This window comes from Caulobacter sp. KR2-114, assembly GCF_049446115.1.
In the GTDB taxonomy this organism is placed as follows: Bacteria; Pseudomonadota; Alphaproteobacteria; order Caulobacterales; family Caulobacteraceae; genus Acaudatibacter.
This window is the reverse complement of record NZ_JBMSEC010000004.1, coordinates 168,423-185,501: the sequence shown is the minus strand read 5'-3', so window position 1 is coordinate 185,501 and position 17,079 is coordinate 168,423. Positions and strand designations below refer to the sequence as shown.

The 17,079-nt window shown below is 70.6% G+C and carries 21 protein-coding genes; 14 read left to right on the top strand and 7 right to left on the bottom strand.

Annotated features, from left to right (window positions below):
* Window position 1 precedes the first annotated feature (1 nt).
* From sdhA to ACO2Q3_RS16180, 3 genes are all read left to right on the top strand, one after another.
* Window positions 2-1,789: a succinate dehydrogenase flavoprotein subunit gene (gene sdhA, locus ACO2Q3_RS16190; RefSeq protein WP_423308331.1), complete on the top strand. Its 1,788-nt coding sequence runs from the start codon at window positions 2-4 to the stop codon at window positions 1,787-1,789.
* A gap of 88 nt (window positions 1,790-1,877) precedes the next feature.
* Entirely contained in the window at window positions 1,878-2,444 is a 567-nt protein-coding gene (locus ACO2Q3_RS16185; protein ID WP_423308329.1) for a methylated-DNA--[protein]-cysteine S-methyltransferase, read from the top strand.
* A gap of 108 nt (window positions 2,445-2,552) precedes the next feature.
* Complete coding sequence (locus ACO2Q3_RS16180) at window positions 2,553-2,936, top strand: hypothetical protein (protein ID WP_423308327.1); 384 nt, start codon at window positions 2,553-2,555, stop codon at window positions 2,934-2,936.
* Window positions 2,937-2,948: 12 nt separating this feature from the next.
* On the opposite strand, the gene ACO2Q3_RS16175 is transcribed toward ACO2Q3_RS16180, so the two are convergent.
* The gene (locus ACO2Q3_RS16175; RefSeq protein WP_423308325.1) at window positions 2,949-3,155 is read right to left on the bottom strand and encodes a hypothetical protein; all 207 of its coding nucleotides are present in this window, start codon (window positions 3,153-3,155) and stop codon (window positions 2,949-2,951) included.
* Between the two features lie 165 nt (window positions 3,156-3,320).
* Here ACO2Q3_RS16175 and ACO2Q3_RS16170 point away from each other — a divergent pair, with 165 nt between their 5' ends.
* The 3 genes from ACO2Q3_RS16170 (at window position 3,321) to ACO2Q3_RS16160 (ending at window position 5,792) form a co-directional block, all read left to right on the top strand.
* On the top strand, window positions 3,321-4,103 hold the full coding sequence (locus ACO2Q3_RS16170) for a succinate dehydrogenase iron-sulfur subunit (protein WP_423308323.1): 783 nt from the start codon (window positions 3,321-3,323) through the stop codon (window positions 4,101-4,103).
* 116 nt (window positions 4,104-4,219) lie between these two features.
* Window positions 4,220-5,449 (top strand): NAD(P)/FAD-dependent oxidoreductase, encoded by a 1,230-nt coding sequence (locus ACO2Q3_RS16165; protein ID WP_423308321.1) that lies wholly within the window; start codon window positions 4,220-4,222, stop codon window positions 5,447-5,449.
* A 22-nt stretch (window positions 5,450-5,471) separates the two neighbouring features.
* Window positions 5,472-5,792, top strand: a complete 321-nt coding sequence (locus ACO2Q3_RS16160; RefSeq protein ID WP_423308319.1) for a 2Fe-2S iron-sulfur cluster-binding protein — start codon at window positions 5,472-5,474, stop codon at window positions 5,790-5,792.
* Window positions 5,793-5,953: 161 nt separating this feature from the next.
* Here ACO2Q3_RS16160 and ACO2Q3_RS16155 read toward each other — a convergent pair whose 3' ends face one another.
* Window positions 5,954-8,266 (bottom strand): PAS-domain containing protein, encoded by a 2,313-nt coding sequence (locus ACO2Q3_RS16155; RefSeq protein ID WP_423308317.1) that lies wholly within the window; start codon window positions 8,264-8,266, stop codon window positions 5,954-5,956.
* A 144-nt stretch (window positions 8,267-8,410) separates the two neighbouring features.
* On the opposite strand from ACO2Q3_RS16155, the gene ACO2Q3_RS16150 reads away from it, so the two are divergent.
* Together ACO2Q3_RS16150 and ACO2Q3_RS16145 are read left to right on the top strand one after the other, a co-directional pair.
* The gene (locus tag ACO2Q3_RS16150) at window positions 8,411-9,007 is read left to right on the top strand and encodes a hypothetical protein (RefSeq protein WP_423308315.1); all 597 of its coding nucleotides are present in this window, start codon (window positions 8,411-8,413) and stop codon (window positions 9,005-9,007) included.
* A gap of 10 nt (window positions 9,008-9,017) precedes the next feature.
* Window positions 9,018-9,428: a metallopeptidase family protein gene (locus ACO2Q3_RS16145; protein WP_423308313.1), complete on the top strand. Its 411-nt coding sequence runs from the start codon at window positions 9,018-9,020 to the stop codon at window positions 9,426-9,428.
* An 11-nt stretch (window positions 9,429-9,439) separates the two neighbouring features.
* Here the strand turns inward: ACO2Q3_RS16145 and ACO2Q3_RS16140 are convergent, their stop codons facing one another.
* Together ACO2Q3_RS16140 and ACO2Q3_RS16135 are read right to left on the bottom strand one after the other, a co-directional pair.
* A complete protein-coding gene (locus tag ACO2Q3_RS16140; RefSeq protein ID WP_423308311.1) occupies window positions 9,440-9,871 on the bottom strand; it encodes an ester cyclase in 432 nt (143 codons plus the stop codon).
* Window positions 9,872-9,976: 105 nt separating this feature from the next.
* Window positions 9,977-10,453, bottom strand: a complete 477-nt coding sequence (locus ACO2Q3_RS16135) for a nuclear transport factor 2 family protein (protein WP_423308309.1) — start codon at window positions 10,451-10,453, stop codon at window positions 9,977-9,979.
* A gap of 98 nt (window positions 10,454-10,551) precedes the next feature.
* Here ACO2Q3_RS16135 and ACO2Q3_RS16130 point away from each other — a divergent pair, with 98 nt between their 5' ends.
* From ACO2Q3_RS16130 to ACO2Q3_RS16115, 4 genes are all read left to right on the top strand, one after another.
* Window positions 10,552-11,178 carry a TetR/AcrR family transcriptional regulator gene (locus tag ACO2Q3_RS16130; RefSeq protein ID WP_423308307.1) on the top strand — a complete coding sequence of 209 codons (627 nt, stop codon included), beginning with the start codon at window positions 10,552-10,554 and terminating at the stop codon, window positions 11,176-11,178.
* A gap of 82 nt (window positions 11,179-11,260) precedes the next feature.
* Complete coding sequence (locus ACO2Q3_RS16125; RefSeq protein ID WP_423308305.1) at window positions 11,261-11,659, top strand: MAPEG family protein; 399 nt, start codon at window positions 11,261-11,263, stop codon at window positions 11,657-11,659.
* Between the two features lie 125 nt (window positions 11,660-11,784).
* On the top strand, window positions 11,785-12,066 hold the full coding sequence (locus ACO2Q3_RS16120; RefSeq protein ID WP_423308303.1) for a protein usg: 282 nt from the start codon (window positions 11,785-11,787) through the stop codon (window positions 12,064-12,066).
* Between the two features lie 166 nt (window positions 12,067-12,232).
* The gene (locus ACO2Q3_RS16115; RefSeq protein ID WP_423308301.1) at window positions 12,233-12,808 is read left to right on the top strand and encodes a CC0125/CC1285 family lipoprotein; all 576 of its coding nucleotides are present in this window, start codon (window positions 12,233-12,235) and stop codon (window positions 12,806-12,808) included.
* A 103-nt stretch (window positions 12,809-12,911) separates the two neighbouring features.
* Here the strand turns inward: ACO2Q3_RS16115 and ACO2Q3_RS16110 are convergent, their stop codons facing one another.
* The gene (locus ACO2Q3_RS16110; RefSeq protein WP_423308299.1) at window positions 12,912-13,691 is read right to left on the bottom strand and encodes an SDR family NAD(P)-dependent oxidoreductase; all 780 of its coding nucleotides are present in this window, start codon (window positions 13,689-13,691) and stop codon (window positions 12,912-12,914) included.
* A gap of 74 nt (window positions 13,692-13,765) precedes the next feature.
* Between ACO2Q3_RS16110 and ACO2Q3_RS16105 the strand changes: the two genes are divergently transcribed.
* Window positions 13,766-14,191 carry a YkvA family protein gene (locus tag ACO2Q3_RS16105; RefSeq protein WP_423308297.1) on the top strand — a complete coding sequence of 142 codons (426 nt, stop codon included), beginning with the start codon at window positions 13,766-13,768 and terminating at the stop codon, window positions 14,189-14,191.
* Between the two features lies 1 nt (window position 14,192).
* A complete protein-coding gene (locus ACO2Q3_RS16100) occupies window positions 14,193-14,981 on the top strand; it encodes a lysoplasmalogenase (RefSeq protein WP_423308295.1) in 789 nt (262 codons plus the stop codon).
* Here the strand turns inward: ACO2Q3_RS16100 and ACO2Q3_RS16095 are convergent.
* The gene (locus ACO2Q3_RS16095) at window positions 14,971-16,011 is read right to left on the bottom strand and encodes a UbiA family prenyltransferase (protein ID WP_423308293.1); all 1,041 of its coding nucleotides are present in this window, start codon (window positions 16,009-16,011) and stop codon (window positions 14,971-14,973) included. The genes ACO2Q3_RS16100 and ACO2Q3_RS16095 overlap by 11 nt on opposite strands.
* 150 nt (window positions 16,012-16,161) lie before the next feature.
* Complete coding sequence (locus ACO2Q3_RS16090) at window positions 16,162-16,926, bottom strand: SDR family NAD(P)-dependent oxidoreductase (RefSeq protein WP_423308291.1); 765 nt, start codon at window positions 16,924-16,926, stop codon at window positions 16,162-16,164.
* Between the last annotated feature and the right edge of the window lie 153 nt (window positions 16,927-17,079).

The window sequence follows — 17,079 nt, the reverse complement described above, 5'->3', positions numbered from 1 at the left end:
CATGGCGTCCTATTCCTTCATCGATCACAAGTTCGACGTGGTCGTGGTGGGCGCCGGCGGCTCGGGCCTGCGCGCGGCGCTGGGCTGCGCCCAGGCGGGGCTGAAGACGGCCTGCATCACCAAGGTGTTCCCCACCCGCAGCCACACCGTGGCGGCGCAGGGCGGCATCTCCGCCAGCCTCGGCAACATGGGCCAGGACGACTGGCGCTGGCACATGTACGACACCGTCAAGGGGTCGGACTGGCTGGGCGACCAGGACGCCATTGAATATCTGGTGCGCAACGCCCCGGCCGCGGTCTACGAGCTGGAGCACTGGGGCGTGCCGTTCTCGCGCACCCCGGAAGGCAAGATCTACCAGCGCGCCTTCGGCGGCATGACCAAGAACTACGGCGAGGCGCCGATCCAGCGCACCTGCGCGGCGGCCGACCGCACCGGCCACGCCATGCTGCACACCATGTACGGCCAGTCGCTGAGCAAGGACGTCGAGTTCTTCATCGAGTACTTCGCCCTCGACCTGATCATGGACGAGGGGACGTGCCGCGGCGTGACGGCGTGGAAGCTGGACGACGGCACCCTGCACCGCTTCCAGGCCCAGACCACGGTGCTGGCCACCGGCGGCTACGGCCGCGCCTATCTGAACGCCACCAGCGCCCACACCTGCACCGGCGACGGCGGCGGCATGGTGCTGCGCGCGGGCCTGCCGCTGCAGGACATGGAGTTCGTGCAGTTCCACCCGACCGGCATCTACGGCGCCGGCTGCCTGATCACCGAGGGCGCCCGCGGCGAGGGCGGCTACCTGACCAATTCCGAGGGCGAGCGCTTCATGGAGCGCTATGCGCCGACCGTGAAGGACCTGGCGCCGCGCGACATGGTCAGCCGCGCCATGACCATCGAGATCCGCGAAGGGCGCGGGGTGGGGCCGAAGAAGGACCACATCTTCCTGCACCTCGATCACCTGGATCCCAAGGTGCTGCACGAGCGCCTGCCGGGCATCTCGGAGACCGCCCGCATCTTCGCCGGCGTCGACGTGACCAAGGCGCCGATCCCGGTGCTGCCCACCGTCCACTACAACATGGGCGGCATCCAGACGAACTTCCACGGCGAGGTGGTGACCAAGGTCGCCGGCGACGAGAACAAGGTGGTGCCGGGGCTGATGGCGGTGGGCGAAGCGGCCTGCGTGTCGGTGCACGGCTCCAACCGCCTGGGCTCCAACAGCCTGATCGACCTGGTGGTGTTCGGCCGCGCCGTCGGCCTGCACTGCGCCGAGATCCTCAAGCCGGGCGCAACCCAGCCGGAGATGAAGGCGGCCTGGACCGAGGGCCACCTGGCCCGCCTCGACCGCCTGCGCAACGCCAGCGGCGGCACGCCGACGGCGCAGCTGCGGGGCGAGATGCAGCAGGCGATGCAGGAGGACGCGGCGGTGTTCCGCACCGGCGAGTCGCTGAAGTCGGGCGTCGAACGGCTGGCGGCGGTGCACGCCAAGCGGCCGGACCTGAAGGTCTCCGACCGGGGCATGATCTGGAATACCGACCTGATCGAGACCCTGGAGCTGGAGAACCTGATCCCGCAGGCGATCGTCACCGTCAACGGCGCGCTGAACCGCCAGGAAAGCCGCGGCGCCCACGCCCGCGAGGACTTCGACCAGCGCGACGACGTCGAGTGGATGAAGCACACTCTGACCTGGTTCGACGACGCCAGCGGGGCGGTGACCATCGACTACCGCCCGGTGCACTCGACGCCGATGACCAACGAGGCCCCGTCGATCCCGCCGAAGCCGCGGGTCTACTAGGGCTTCGGCTTCCAATGCTGTCATGCGGTGACCGTCCGGGCGCAAGAACCGGGCGGCGCGCCGCAGCGCGCGGGCCTATAGTCCGCGTATGAGCCAGTCCTTCGTCATCTTCGACACCGACATCGGCGATTGCGCTCTGATCTGGGGCGAACGCGGGATCGTCGGCGCCATGCTGCCCGAGAGCCGGGTGCGCGAACGGGTCGCCCGGCGCTTCCCGGACGCCATCGAGGCAGAGCCGACCGGGCCGGTCGCCCAGGCGGTCGCCGACGTCCGCGCGCTGATGCGCGGCGACGCCGCCGACCTGACCGGCGTGCAGCTGGATTACCGCGATGCGCCGGAACTCTGGCGCCGGGTGTGGGACATCGCCCGCGCCATCCCGCCCGGCGAGACCCTGACCTATGGCGATATCGCCCGCCGGCTGGGCGACGTGGCCCTGTCGCAGCAAGTCGGCCAGGCCCTGGGCAAGAACCCGATCCCGATCATCGTGCCCTGCCACAGGGTGGTGGCCGCGGGCGGCCGCACGGGCGGCTTCTCGGCGCCGGGCGGGGTCGCCACCAAGATGCGCATGCTGTCGATCGAGCGGGCGCGCACCGATCCCGAGCCTGGCCTGTTCGGCGACCTGCCGCTGGCGGCCCGGCCGGCCGCGCCCCGCTGACGCCTGCCCCCGGGACGACTCGTCGCGGGCCGCCCGTGGCGCGGACATTGAAAAATCGCGCCGGCGCCCATAGAAACGGCGCCGCTGAGTGAGTTTAGGACTTCGTTAATGAGAGCGTACGCCCCGCTCCGGGGTCTCGGCGTCGTGGCGCTCTGCGCCGTGGCGCTCTCGGCCTGCAACCACAATGCGCCCGCCGCCGCGCAGGCGGCGGCGAAGGCTGCGCCGCAGGACGCCTGCTCGCGCCTGGCCGGCGCGTGGACCTCGGACAATGTCGGCAATCGCATCCAGGTGCAGGTGCAGCGCCGCGGCAAGCTGATGGTCTGGCGCCAGCTGGTGTTTCTGGGCAACACCGAGGCCACCGAGGAAACCACCTTCTTCGCCGCCTGCGCCGACGGCCAGATGAAGACCGGCACCTACTGGGGCGACGCGGTCTACGACAAGCGCACCGACACTGTGGCCATGCACGGCCGCAGCTTCAGCCGCAATTCCTGACCCTGAAGGGCTTTAGCGTCGCGCCGAGGGCATCCGCCCCTGGGCGACGGCGATCGCGTCCAGCAGTCGTGTGACCGTGCGTTCGGCGCCGCGAACCGACAGGGTCTGCCACTCCCCGGCGGGGGTGAGCACGCGCACCTCGTCCCCCTGCACGACGATGTTCAGGGGTGTGTCGACCGCTTGGTCGTTCGCGGCGAAATGCGGGCTGACGAACTGCATGGGCTGGCTCTGGGATGTCCTTCGCCGCTTCCAACGCGCAAGCCGGCGGCGCGATCCCTCGCCCTGGTCGCGACGATGCGCGATCGGGCCAAACCCCGCATGGACAGACCCCGCCTCGGGGTCTAGGGACTATCGCCAAAGTCCAGGCAGGGGATCGAGTAGAGCATGGTCCAGCTCACGCTTCCGAAGAATTCCGTGGTCGGCAAGGGCCGCCACCATCCGGCGCCGGCCGGCGCCAAGCGCGTGAAGACCTTCAAGATCTATCGCTACGATCCGGAGGGGACCGAGAACCCCCGCTGGGACACCTACGACGTGGACGTCGACGCCTGCGGCCCGATGCTGCTGGACGTGCTGATCCACATCAAGAACACCATGGACCCGACCCTGGCGTTCCGCCGCTCGTGCCGCGAGGGCGTGTGCGGTTCGTGCGCCATGAACATCGGCGGGCGCAACACCCTGGCCTGCACGCATGGCTGGGAAGAGGTCCCGGGCAAGGAAATCCAGATTGCGCCGCTGCCGAGCCAGCAGGTGGTCAAGGACCTGATCCCCGACCTGACCCTGTTCTACGCCCAGTACGCCTCGATCGAACCGTGGCTGCACACCGAGACGCCTCAGCCGCAGGCCGAATGGCGCCAGTCCGAGGCCGACCGCGCCAAGCTGGACGGGCTGTATGAGTGCATCCTGTGCGCCTGCTGCTCGACCTCGTGCCCCAGCTACTGGTGGAACGGCGACAAGTACCTGGGCCCGGCGGCCCTGCTGCACGCCTACCGCTGGCTGATCGACAGCCGCGACGAGTCCACCGGCGAGCGCCTGGACGCCCTGGAAGACCCGTTCAAGCTCTATCGCTGCCACACGATCATGAACTGCGCCCAGGTGTGCCCCAAGGGGCTCAATCCGGCCAAGGCGATCGCCGAGATCAAGCACATGCTGGTGGAGCGCACGATCTAGCAGCCAGGGAGAACGGGGGTTGAGGCGGACCGTCGCCTCGGCCCTGGGTTATCGACGATCCGTCAGCTTGCATTCTGAAGTTGACGCAGGCGTCATTTATCTGCATCGGAAGAAGAATGAGCCAACAGGCCGAAGCAGGGGTGGTGATCGTCGGGGCGGGGCATGCCGGAGGCACGGCGGCCGCGCTGCTGCGCCAGTATGGCTATGCCGGCGCGATCACCATCGTCGGCGACGAGCCGATCGCGCCCTACCAGCGTCCGCCCCTGTCGAAGGCGTGGCTGAAGGGCGAGGCCGACGCCGACAGCCTGGCCCTGCGGCCGGCCAGCTTCTATCAGGAACAGAACATCGATCTGGTGCTGGGCGTGGCGGTCACCGGCATCGACCTGGCCGCCCGGACCGTGGCCCTGGCCGACGGGCGCAGCCTGGCCTACGCCCACCTGATCATCGCCACCGGCGCGCGGGCGCGCTCGCTGCCGATCCCCGGCGCCGACCTGGCCGGCGTGTTCGTGCTGCGCTCGGCGGCCGACGCCGAGAACGTCAAGGCGGCGCTCGGCCCCGGCAAGCGCCTGGCGGTGGTGGGCGGCGGCTATATCGGGCTGGAAGCGGCCGCCTCCGCCCGTGCGCTCGGCGCCGACGCGGTGGTGATCGAGGCGGCGCCGCGCATCCTGGCGCGCTCGTCGTGCCCTGAGCTCTCCGACTTCTTCACCGCCTACCACAAGGCCCGCGGCGTCGGCTTCGAGCTGAACGCCGCCATCGTCAGCTTCGAGGGCGACGACCACGTCACCGGCGTGAAGCTGGCGGACGGGCGGGTGATCGCCTGCGACGACGTGGTGGTGGGGGTCGGCATCATCCCCAATGACGAGCTGGCGAAGGCCGCCGGCCTGAAGTGCGCCAACGGCATCGAGGTGGATCTGGAGGCGCGCACCTCCGATCCGGTGGTGTTCGCCATCGGCGACGTGACCCAGCGCCCCTTGCCGCTCTACGCCCGCAGCCACCGGCTGGAGAGCGTGGCCAACGCCCTGGAGCAGGCCAAGCAGGCCGCCAGCGCGATCACCGGCCGCGCGGCCCCGCCACACGAAGTCACCTGGAACTGGTCGGACCAGTACGACCTGAAGCTCCAGATGGCCGGCATGCCCTTCGACGTGGACCAGACGGTGGTCCGCGGCGATCCGGCCACCGGCAAGTTCGCCGTCTTCCATCTCAACGGGGACGTCATCCAGGCGGTGGAAGCCGTCAACGCCCCGGCCGAATTCATGGCCGGACGTCAACTCATTGGTCAGAGGAAGCCGGTTTCTCTCGAGAAGCTGGCCGATCCGGCCGTTTCCATGAAAGAGGTCGCCGCCTGAGACAGGGCGGCGCGGGGAGTCCATGGCCAAGATCACCTACATCGAACACAACGGTACGGAACACGTCATCGACGTGAAGAACGGCCTCACCGTCATGGAAGGCGCGATCAAGAACAACATCCCGGGCATCGACGCCGACTGCGGCGGCGCCTGCGCCTGCGCCACCTGCCACGTGTACGTGCAGGACGGCTGGCTGGAGAAGACCGGCGACAAGTCGGCGATGGAAGAATCGATGCTGGACTTCGCCGAGAACGTCGAGCCGAACTCGCGCCTGTCCTGCCAGATCAAGGTCACCGACGCCCTCGACGGCCTGGTGGTGACCATGCCGGAAAGCCAGCACTAACCCACGTTGTCATCCCGGAATCCGCGCAGCGGGTATCCGGGACCGCGGCAAGCACAGCCATGTGCCGCTGCCGTCCTGTCAGCGCTTCCGGCGGTCCCGGATAAGCCGCGTTCGCGGCTTTCCGGGATGACAGTGAAATTGTGGGCGCGGACTCCGCCGCCTCAGAACAGCTCCGGCCGTCCCGTCGACTGCGCCGCCTCGGGCAGGTGACAGGTGAAGGCGGCGCCGTGGCCGGGCTCGCTCTCCAGCGCGACCCAGCCGCCGTGCAGCTCCACCAGCGACTTCACCAGCGCCAGGCCCAGGCCCGGCCCGCCGCGCTCCTGGCCGACGAAGCGGTCGAAGATGTGCGCCTGGACGTGGAACGGGATGCCGCGGCCGGTGTCGGAGACCTGCAGCCGCACCTCGCCCAGCGCCCGCAGCGCCGAGAGCGTCACGGCCCCGCCTGCCGGCGTGTGGCGGATGCCGTTCTCCACCAGATGGTCCAGCACCTGGCCGAGGCGGCGGGCGTCGCCGCGGATCAGGCCCGGGTCGGTCCCCTCGGCGATGGTCAGGGTCACACGGCCGATGTCGGCCTGGCCGGCCCAGCGGGCGATGGTGTCCTGCATCAGGCCGCTGACGTCGACGTCCTCCATGTCCAGCGCCAGCTCGCCGGCGTCGATCTCGGCCATGTCGAGCACGTCGTTGATCGAGCGGGCCAGCTGGGTGGCCGCGGCGCGGACCGCCGCCACGTGGCCGCGGGCCCGGTCGCTGAGCCCCTCGGAGCCCCGCTCCAGCAGCTCGGAATAGCCGATGATCGTGGTCAGCGGCGTGCGCAGTTCGTACGACACGCTGCCGACGAACTCGCGCTTCAGCCGCTCGGTCTCGGCCAGGGCCGCCTCGCGGTCGGCCAGGGCGCCTTCCAGCCGGCGGGTGTCGGTGACGTCGGCGAAGCCGATCAGGGTGGCCCCGTCGGGCAGCGGGCGCGACTGGTAGGCGACGATGCGCCGATCGGCGGTGGTCACCTCATCCTCCACCGGCGCGCGCGCCTTGGAGTCGGTGTCGGTGATGCGCGCCTTCAGGTCGCGCCAGAACTGCATGTCGTGCAGGCGCGGCACGCACAGCTCGGCGATGGCGTCGAAATCGGCCGCATGGGCCAGCTGCTCGCCGCTGACGTTCCAGAACCGCTCGAACGCCTCGTTGTGCAGCTTCAGCCGGCCATCCGAGCCGAACACCGCCACCGCGTCGGTCAGCTTGTTCAGCGTCGCCTGCTGCACCTGGATCAGCTGGTTGAACTGGGTCTTCAGCCGCAGCTCGGGCGTGATGTCGGAGAACACCATCAGCAGGCCGCCCTGCGGATGCGGCAGGCTGGTGACGCGCAGGGTCCGCTCGCCGGGCACCGGCCAGATCTGCTGGTCACTGGGGCCCAGCTTCTCGTAGCGGGCCAGTTCGGCGGCCTTGAACGAGGCGTAATCGACGGTCTCGGGCAGGCGACGGCGCTGGCGCAGCCGGTCGAGCAGCTCGGCGTGGGTCGGCCGCTCGGAGATGAACGCCGGCTCCAGGCCCCACAGCTCGGCGAAGGCGCCGTTGCAGAACGACAGCCGCTTGTCGCGGTTGAACACCACCACGGCGTCGGCGATCAGGTTCAGCGTCTGGTCGTGGGCGGCCATGTGCCGGCGCAGCACCTCGCCGGCCTCCTCGGCCTCGGTGACGTCCTGGGTCCACACCCCCACGCCGCCGGCCTCCAGCGGCTGCACGGTGACGCGGAAGGCGCGGCGGCCCGACGGGTGGTTGATCCAGCGCACCGCCTCGCGCCGTTCCCCGGCGGCGATCGCCTCGCGCGCCTGGGCGGCGATGCCGGCGTCGAAGGTGGCGCCCCGGGCGATGGCGGCTTCCAGGCTGTCGGCGCCCACGGCCTGCAGCCAGGCGCGGTTGACCCACAGCGGCGAGCCGTCGGCGGATCCCACCCAGGCCGGCTCGCGGCGCGCGTCGATGAAGGCCGCCAGGCGTGCGGCGGTGGGCAGGCCGGCTTCCGAGGCGGCGATGGCCGACAGCCGCAGCCAGGCGATGGCCCCGGCCGAGCGACCCTCCACCGAGACGCCGCCCTTCACCCCGCGGGTCTCGAAGGCGCACGGCTCGCCGCGGGTGAACAGGGCCTCCAGCCGCCGGGCGTGGTCGGGATCGCTGCGGGCCAGGGCGTCGGTGACGGCCTGCGGATTGGCGGTGGCCAGGCCCAGCACGGCGGCGCAGGCGGCCAGGCTGTCCTCGCCGGCGATCAGGCTGGCGACGCCGTTCTCGATCGCCACCAGGGCGGTGTCGAAGGCCTCGGCCGAGGCCTGGGTGGCGGCCGAGCGCCGTTCCGCCGCGGCCGTGCGGGCGCCGAGCTCGTCCAGCCGGGCCGCGGACGCGCGGCGGCTGGCGACCGCCCACAGCGTCGCGCAGATCGCCAGGCTCACCGACCCGCAGGCGGCTGCCAGGCTCAGGTCTTCCGGCGTCATCCAGCCTCAGTCCGAATCAGTACCCCAGCCCACCATAGGCGAGGGCAAGCGGATCTGGCGACGGCATGTGGTCGCGCGGGGCGCTTTCTGCCCCGACCGCGCAAAGACGATTCCTTCGGCGCGCGGGGCGGGGCAAGATGGGGCATGAGCGCAATCCTGTTTCCCGTGGCCGCCGACGCGGAGTCGGCGCTCGCCGCCTCGTTGGGCCGGGCCGGCCGCGAGCGCGAGGCCGAACGGCTGGCCGGCGCGGCGGTGCGCTTCGTCTCCGAGGCCGTGGGGCCGCTGTACGGCACGCGCGACGCCGCGCTCGACGCCTGCGCAGGGCAGGTGGAGGACGACCGTCCCGGCCGTCTGCGCGCCCTGCCGCCGGAGGACCGCTATTGCCAGCTGCGCGAGGTGGTGGCGGGCGCGGAAGGGCGCTGGCCGACGCTGTCGCCGTTGACGCCGGATTTCGCCGACGGCCGGCGCTGGCCGAAGCCGGCCGACCAGCCCCGCCTGCCGACGGGCTGGCGGTTGTCCGTCAGCTACTGGCGTATCCAGGCGGCCGCCGACGCCGGACCGTCCGCCGACCAGGCCCGCCAGGCGCGCAAGACCGCGGCCGGCGCCGAGGCGGACCCGGACGCCCTGCGCGCCATGGCCGCGCAGCCGCTTCGCCCGGTGCGGCCGCAACAGCCGCTGGACATCGGCCTGTTCGAGGTGCGCCCGCCCGAGGCGCCCGACACCCTGATCCCCGACGAGTGAGCGCCCCCGCATGACCGCTGACTGGAGCCCGCTGGCGGCGCCCTCGCTCGACGACCTGGCCGCCCTGGCCGAGACGGCCTTCGCCGCCCTGCCGGCGGAGATCCGCAAGGCCGCGGGTGAGGTGGTGTTCCGGGTGGACGACTTCCCGGACGACGAGATGCTGGAGGCCCTCGGCATCGAGGACGCCTTCGAGCTGACCGGCCTCTACCAGGGCGTCGATCGCATCCACCGCTCGGTGTTCGACCCGGCGCCGGAGGCCTCGCGGGTGTTCCTGTTCCGGCGGCCGATCCTCGACGAGTGGGCCGAGCGGGGCGACGTCACCCTGGGCGAGCTGATCAGCCACATCCTGGTGCACGAGATCGGCCACCACTTCGGCCTGTCCGACGACGACATCCACGCCCTGGAGGACCAGGCGGACTAAGCCCGCACGGGTCAGCCGAGGCCGAGCGCCCGCACCACCATGCCCTGGTCGAAATAGGGCCGCTCGCAGATGATCCGGTCGCCGCCGGGCGGGAACTCGAAGCTGGCCGCCATGCGCACCCGGAAGGCGCGGCCGGTCGGCTCGATCACGCCCTTGGGCGTGCGCAGCGGCCCCAGGTGCGTGCCGGTCAGCCAGAACTCCACCAGCACCGTGTCGCCGGCATGGGCGATGGCGATGATCTCGTTGCCCTGGTCGGGAAAGGGCGTCCGCGAGGCGGCGAAGTAGCCGCGCACCTGCTCCTCGCCGTCGAACACGGCGCCCGAGCCGTACATTTCGTAGCGGGGGTGCTCGAACGTGGCGATCACCGCGTCCCAGTCGCAGGTCACCTCCAGCGCCATGTGATCGCGCACGCGCTGGATGCGGCGTTCGGCGAGGTCGTGCATCGGTCTCCTGTCCCATGTGACTGGCCTGAGATCAGGCTGTTCGGGCCCTAGCACAGATGCGGGGCGGCGTCCGCGCCCGCCACCCCGCGACCGGGCGTGGCGGCGTCAGCCGGCGGCGGCGGCCTGGGCGGCCTGCACCGTCTCGGCCATCCGCTCGGCAAGGCCGCGGGTGTCCCAGTAGACGGCCCCCTCGTACATGCGATCGCCGCGGATGTTGAAGCGGTCGACGCCGGTCCAGCTCAACGGGCGGCCGGCGAGGGTGGCGCTGGCGCGCCACTCGATCATCACCGCATCGCCGGTGGGCGCCCAGCGGATCACCGAAATGCGCAGGTCCGGCAGCTGGTCCAGCACGCCGCGGAACAGCGCCACCACGGTCTCGCGGTTCCCGGCCTCGCGCATCGGCGGGATCAGGTTGCGGGTGTCGGCGTGCATCAGCTCACGCAGGGCGTCGGGATCCACCTTGGCCCACTGGGCGGCGAACCGGCCGACCACATCCCTGGCGGCCTCCAGCTGGGCCGCCGTCGGCGGCACGAAGGCCTGGATCGCGAGGGCGGCGGCGTCGGTGGGGGAAATCTCGGTCATGGCGACCTCCTGTTCACAAAAGAATACGACCGAACGTATGTATTCAAGTTCATCCTCGTCAAGTTGATTTCGTACGATCGGACGTATAATTTGTTCGCATGGACACCGTCTCCGCCCCGACCGTCGACGGCCGTCGCCTGCGTGGCGACCGCACCCGGCAGACCGTGCTTGCCCACGCCGTCCGCATCGCCGGCTGTGAGGGGCTGGAAAGCCTGAGCTTCGGGCGTGTGGCGCTGGCGGCGGGCGTGCCCAAGAGCACGCTGCAGACCTTGTTCAAGGACCGCGACGGCCTGCAGTCCCAGGTGCTGGACGCCGGCGCGGAGGCCTTCGCGGCGGGCCTGCGCGCCCGGCTGGGCGGCGACGGCCCCGCGCTGCACCGGTTGCGCCACCTGTGCGCCGCCTGGTTCGATCTGGTCGAGGCCTGCGAGACGCCGGGTGGCTGCCTGGTCACCGCCGCCGCGGCGGAGTTCCGCTGCCGCGAAGGCCCGCTGGCCACGAAGGTCGCCGAGCACCAGGCGCGCTGGCGCCAGGCGGTGACCCAGGCGGTGGCGGCCGCCCGGGCTGAGGGGGCGCTGCGCGCCGACCTCGATGTCGATCAGCTGGTGTTCGAGATCCTCGCCTTCCAGGGGGCCGCCAACCTCGTCGCCGGGCGGGCTGGGGCGCTGGATCTGGTTCACGCCCGCCGGGCCGTCGAAGCCCTGCTGACCCGGGCGGCGGCCGCCTGAGCGGCGCCAATTCCGTTAGGTCGCGAACCATGTCACGGTCCAGCTTGCAGGCGCCGGGAGAGACGCCTTGGGGGAGGACTGCATGCACAGCCTGGTGGCGATCGTCACGCTTCTGACGTTGCTTCTGTATTTCTACATGGGCCTGGCGGTGGGCCGGGCGCGGGCGAAATTCGGCGTCGCCGTGCCCGCGATCAGCGGCCATCCGGACTTCGAGCGGGTTTTCCGGGTGCAGGCCAACACCCTGGAATGGCTGCCGATCTACCTACCGTCGCTGTGGCTGTTCGCCCTGGCCTGGAACGACCGCGTCGCCGCCGGTCTGGGGCTGGTGTGGATCGTCGGCCGCTACCTGTACATGACCGGCTACTCCAAGGCCGCCGAGAGCCGCGAACTGGGGTTCATGATCCAGGCGCTGGCCACCGGCGCGCTGCTGTTCGGCGCCCTGGGCAAGTTCATCTGGATCGCGGTGCAGACGGGGATCTGAACCTGGCAGCACTCGTGCGGACAGGCTGCCAAGTCCCTGTATTTACGACAGTTTTACGACTCGAGTCGGAGCGTTAACCTCGTTGAGTCGGCGGCGTCCGGCCGCCGGCCAGCGGGGGTATCACCATGACCGTCAATTCGTCCGGCTCCGAGCTTCTGCGCCAGCTGCGCGGCGAGCGCCTGACCACCACCGAGGTGCTCTATTACATGCCGGACCATCCGGCGCTGCTGCAGCGGTTCCTGTGGCAGACGCTGGACCTGGCGCCGGACTTCCCGCGGGTGCACCGCTTCCTGGATTTCTGGCGCGCCGAGATCGAGGCCGTGATCCACTCCGTCACGGTCAGCGCGGCCGGCCTGATGGCCCCCGCCCGGCTGGAGGTCAGCCGCAGCGTCGGCGTTCTGAACTGAGCGCGGGCTGCAATCGCGCAACGCCCGATACCGTCGCGCAATAAAGCGCCGCTTGTTTCGCCGCAATTTGATCGGGTTCAATTGCGAAACGAACGCGCGCGTGGGACGTTCATCCCCTCGAGGGATGTGGCCGCGCTTACTCGCGGTCCTGAGGGTTGGTGCGACGATGAAGCTGAAGACCTTGGCCCTGATCGCGGCGCTGGGCGCCGGATCGCTCGGGCTTGCCGCCTGCGAAACCGCAACGCCCTATCAGCCGCTGGCGAAGAGCAACGCCGTCTCGGGCGGCTTCACCGACCAGAAGCTGGACGAGGGCCACTTCCGGGTGACGTTCTCGGGCAACAGCCTGACCTCTCGCCAGACGGTGGAAACCTACCTGCTGTACCGCGCGGCCGAGCTGACCAGCCAGTCCGGCTACGACTGGTTCGAGATGGCCGACCGCCACACCGACCGCGACCGCCAGACCTTCGTCGACCCCGACCCGTTCTACGGTCCGGGCTATCGCTGGGGCTACTGGCGGCCGTACTGGCGCTACTACGGCCACGGCTACGGCTGGCGCACCTGGGACCCGTTCTGGGGCGACCCCTTCTGGGGCGACACGGTTCAGACCGTCGAGCGCTTCCAGGCCGAGGCGGAGATCATCATGCACCACGGGCCCAAGCCCGAGGGCTCGCACGGCTTCGACGCCCACCAGGTGATGGACAACCTGGGCCCGAAGATCCAGCGGCCCAGCCCGCAGAAGTGAAGCCCGCGATCTGATCGCCGCTCAAGAAAAAGGCCCTTCCGCGAGTGTCGCGGAAGGGCCTCTTCGTATCGGGCCGCCGCGCTGGGCGGCGGTCCGCCGTGGCTTAGCGCGGGGCCATGCGGATGGCGCCGTCCAGACGGACGTCCTCGCCATTGAAGTAGCCGTTGGTGATCATCTGCAGCGCCAGCGAGGCGTATTCGTTGGCGTCGCCCAGGCGCTTGGGGAACGGCACCGAGGCGGCCAGGGCTTCCTTCACCTGCGGCGGGGCGCCCATCATCAGCGGGGTTTCGAAGATGCCCGGCAGGATGGTGTTGACGCGGATGCCTTCGCTGGCCAGGTCGCGGGCGATCGGCAGGGTCATGCCCACCACGCCGCCCTTGGAGGCCGAATAGGCCGCCTGGCCCATCTGGCCGTCCTCGGCCGCCACCGAGGCGGTGTTGACGATCGCGCCACGCTCGCCGTCGACCGGCTCGAGGGTCAGCATGCCGGCCGCGCTCTTGGCGATGCAGCGGAAGGTGCCGACCAGGTTGATCTGGATGATCATGTTGAAGGCGGCCAGCGGGAAGTGCTTGATCTCGCCGGTGTTGCGGTCGCGGCTGGCGGTCTTGGCGGCGTTGCCGGTGCCGGCGCAGTTCACCAGGATGCGCTCCTGGCCGTTGGCGGCGCGGGCCTTGGCGAAGGCGGCGTCGACTTCCTCGTCGGAGGTGACGTTGCACTTGCAGAACACGCCGCCGACGTCCTTGGCGACCTTTTCGCCCTTTTCCTCGTTCATGTCGAAGATGGCGACCTTGACGCCCTGCGCCGCCAGGGCGCGGACGGTGGCCTCGCCGAGGCCGGAGGCGCCGCCGGTGACCACCGCGGCGACGGAACTATCGAGCTTCATGGACGTGTCCCTGTGATTTGGAGTCTGAGGGGTTTTGCCGTCAAATGGGCGAACCTGGAGGGCGGTTTAGACTCATGAGCGCCAACTCAAAAGCGTCACCCCACGTCAACGGCGACGGTTTCGACCCCGGGGCGGTGCTCAGCCCTTCGCGCGCCCTCAGCCCGGTGGTCACGCGGCTCAACGAGCGCATCGTGCACGGCGGGTTCTGGCCCAAGCTGAAGCGGGCCGCGGCGAAGATCCCGTTCGCCGCCGACGCCCTGGCCGTCTGGTATTGCGCCCGCGACGACGAGACGCCGGCCTCGGCCAAGGCGATGATCATGGCCGCGCTGGCCTATTTCATCCTGCCGGTGGACGCCATTCCCGACTTCCTGCCGGCCATCGGCTACACGGACGACGCCGCGGTGATCGCCGCCGTGCTGGCCATCGTCGCGCGCAACCTCAAGCCCTGGCACCGGGCGGCGGCCAAGGCCGCGCTGGAGCGGCTGGCGGGCGAGGGCTGAGTTGGACACAGCCGCGACGGCCGCCGGTGCGGCCGCTCCCGCCGTCGACCTGGCGCCCTCGCACGCGCCGCCGTTCGACCCGTTGGCCATGCATGTCGGTCACGCGAATACGCCGGCCGGGAATCTGCTCTTGCTGGCAGGCTTCGTGTTCGCCCTGACCTATGGGCTGGCCTATTTCCGCCGCCCCGCCTCGCCGGTGCGCACCGTGGTCAAGACCTGCGCGGTGGCGGCGCTTGCTGGCGTGAGTGTGTTCAACGGCTCACCCTGGCTGCTGACGCTGGCCCTCGTCTTCTGCGCCATCGGCGACGCCTTCCTGGCCGGCGATCCCAAGCGCTGGCTGCCCTTCGGCCTGGCCAGTTTCCTGGCGGGACACCTGACCTATGTGGCGCTGTTCGTCGCCACGCTGTCGCAGGTGCGCCGCCAACTCGCGGGCATCTCCACGCCGGTGGAGCTCTCACCCACGCCCACCCGCTGGGCGATGATGGCGGGCGCCGTCGTGATCGGTGTCGGGATGCTGGCCTGGCTGTGGCGCAGCCTCGGCGCCTTGCGCTGGGCGGTCTGCGCCTATGTCGCTGCGATCCTCGCCATGGTCTGCTCGGCCTGTGCCCTGCCGCGGCTGTTTGTCGGCGCGCCGACGGGCGCCCTGCTGTTCTTCGCCTCCGACGGAGTGCTGTCGGCGCAGTTGTTCAAGCAGCGGTTCACCGGCCTCGCCGGCCAATGGGTCGTCTGGGGCTGCTATTTCATCGGCCAGGTACTGATCGTCATGGCCTTCAGCCCGCTCACCGGGTGAACGCTACGCCCGGCAGCAGGTCGTTCAGGCCGACGTGCCAGAGGCCGGCCACCAGGGCGGCGAACAGGATCAGGCCGGCGACGGTGTTCGACCGGAACAGCGCCAGCGCGCCCGCCGGATCGTTCAGCTTCAGCCGGGTCGGCTGGCGCGACAGGTGGATGGCGTAGGCGGCGATGAAGGGCACGGCCAGCGGCCCGAGATGACCGGTCCACCAGGCCGCCAGGGCCAGGAAGGCGGTCAGCATGTAGAAGATCAGCACCGCCATCGGCGCCTGGTCCCCCAGCCGCCGGGCCGACGACTTCACCCCGATCAGGGCGTCGTCCTCGATGTCCTGCACGGCGTAGATGGTGTCGTAGCCCAGGGTCCAGAACACGCCCGAGGCGTACAGCAGGAAGGCCGGCCACTGCAGGCCGGAGGGGAGGGCGAGGGTCAGGTCGATGCCGTGCGCCCAGGCGCCGGCCAGCATCGCCAGGCTGAGCGCCATCGGCTGGCCGTCCTGCGCCGCGGCGAAGCCCAGCAGGGCGCCCCAGTTGAAGGTCAGGCCCAGCCACGCCTGGGGCCACCAGGTCACCCGCTTCATGAACGGGTAGACCGCCACCAGGCCCAGCGAGATCAGCCCCAGCAGCACCGACAGGAAGTTGAAGCTGAGCAGGATCGCCAGGCTGGCCAGGCTGCAGGCCACCAGAAAGCCCCACGCCGCGCGCTTGCCGATCTGGCCGGAGGGGATCGGCCGCATCGCCGTGCGCGCCACCTTGGCGTCGATGTCGGCGTCGACGATGTCGTTGTAGGCGCAGCCCGCCGCCCGCATCAGCGCCGCGCCCACGAGGAACAGGCCCAGCAGCAGCGGGTCCGGCCACTCGCCGCGCATCGCCGCGGCCAGGGCGATCCCCTGCCAGCCCGGCAGCATCAGCAGCCAGATCCCCGTCGGCCGGTCGAACCGGCCGAGCTTCAGCCAGGGTCGCAGACCCGCCGGCGCATAGCGGTCGACCCAGTTGCTTGGGGCCGCGTCGGGAAGCCGGGTGTCGGTCATACGGTCTCCTCCCCCGCTGGGGGAGGGGGACCCCCGAAGGGGGTGGAGGGGGCCCGGCGCCGGACGTCGGTTCTCCGCTGGAGCCCCCATCCCCGGCTTCGCCGGGACTTCCCCCAAGGGGGGAAGACAACCGAGCGCCGCGTCTGCAACCTAGAATCCCACGCGCTGGGTGATCGCGCCGTCGCAGACCAGGTTGGCGCCGGTAATGAAGCTGGCGCGGGGGCTGGCCAGGAAGACGGTGGCGTTGGCCACCTCCTCCGGCGTGCCCATGCGGCCCATCGGGTTGCGCGACAGGGCGCCCTTGAAGAACTCCGGCATGCCCTTCTCGACCTGGTTCCAGACGCCGCCCTCGAAATAGATGGTGCCGGGCGAGACCAGGTTGGCGCGCACGTTCTTGGGCGCCAGGTCGCGGGCCAGGTTCTTCACATAGGGGATCAGCGCCGCCTTCACCGAGCTGTAGGGCCGACGCGCGCCGGACACCTCCACAGCCGAGACGGTGCCGATCACCACCACGGCGCCGGCGCCGGACTTTTCCAGGTAGGGCACGGCCGCCTCGCAGCCGCGCACGGTCGACAGGATGTCCACCTCGACGGCGTGGCGCCAGCTGGCCGGGTCGTTGCCCCCGCCCATGGCGCCGGAGATGTTGGCGACGAAGATGTCCAGCCCACCCAGCGCGGCGGCCGAACGGTCGACGAAGCCGGCCAGGGCGTCGGCGTCGGCCACGTCGAACGCCTCGCCGAAGCTCTTCGCCCCCTTGGCTTCGAACGCGGCCACCGCGTCGGTGACCTGCTCGGGCGTGCGCGCGCAGACCGCCACGTCGCAGCCCTCGGCCACCAGCAGGTCGGCGATCGCCCGGCCGATGCCGCGCGTGCCCCCGGTCACCACCGCCTTATTGCCCTTCAGTCCCAGATCCATGGTCCGCTCGTCCTTGCTTGGTTACGCCAGGCTGGAGCCCCCATCCCGGCCTTCGGCCGTACTTCCCCCAGCGGGGGAAGAGAACGGAAGCGGCAACCACTTTATCTCTTCCCCCTTTGGGGGAAGTCCCGGCGAAGCCGGGGAAGGGGGCAG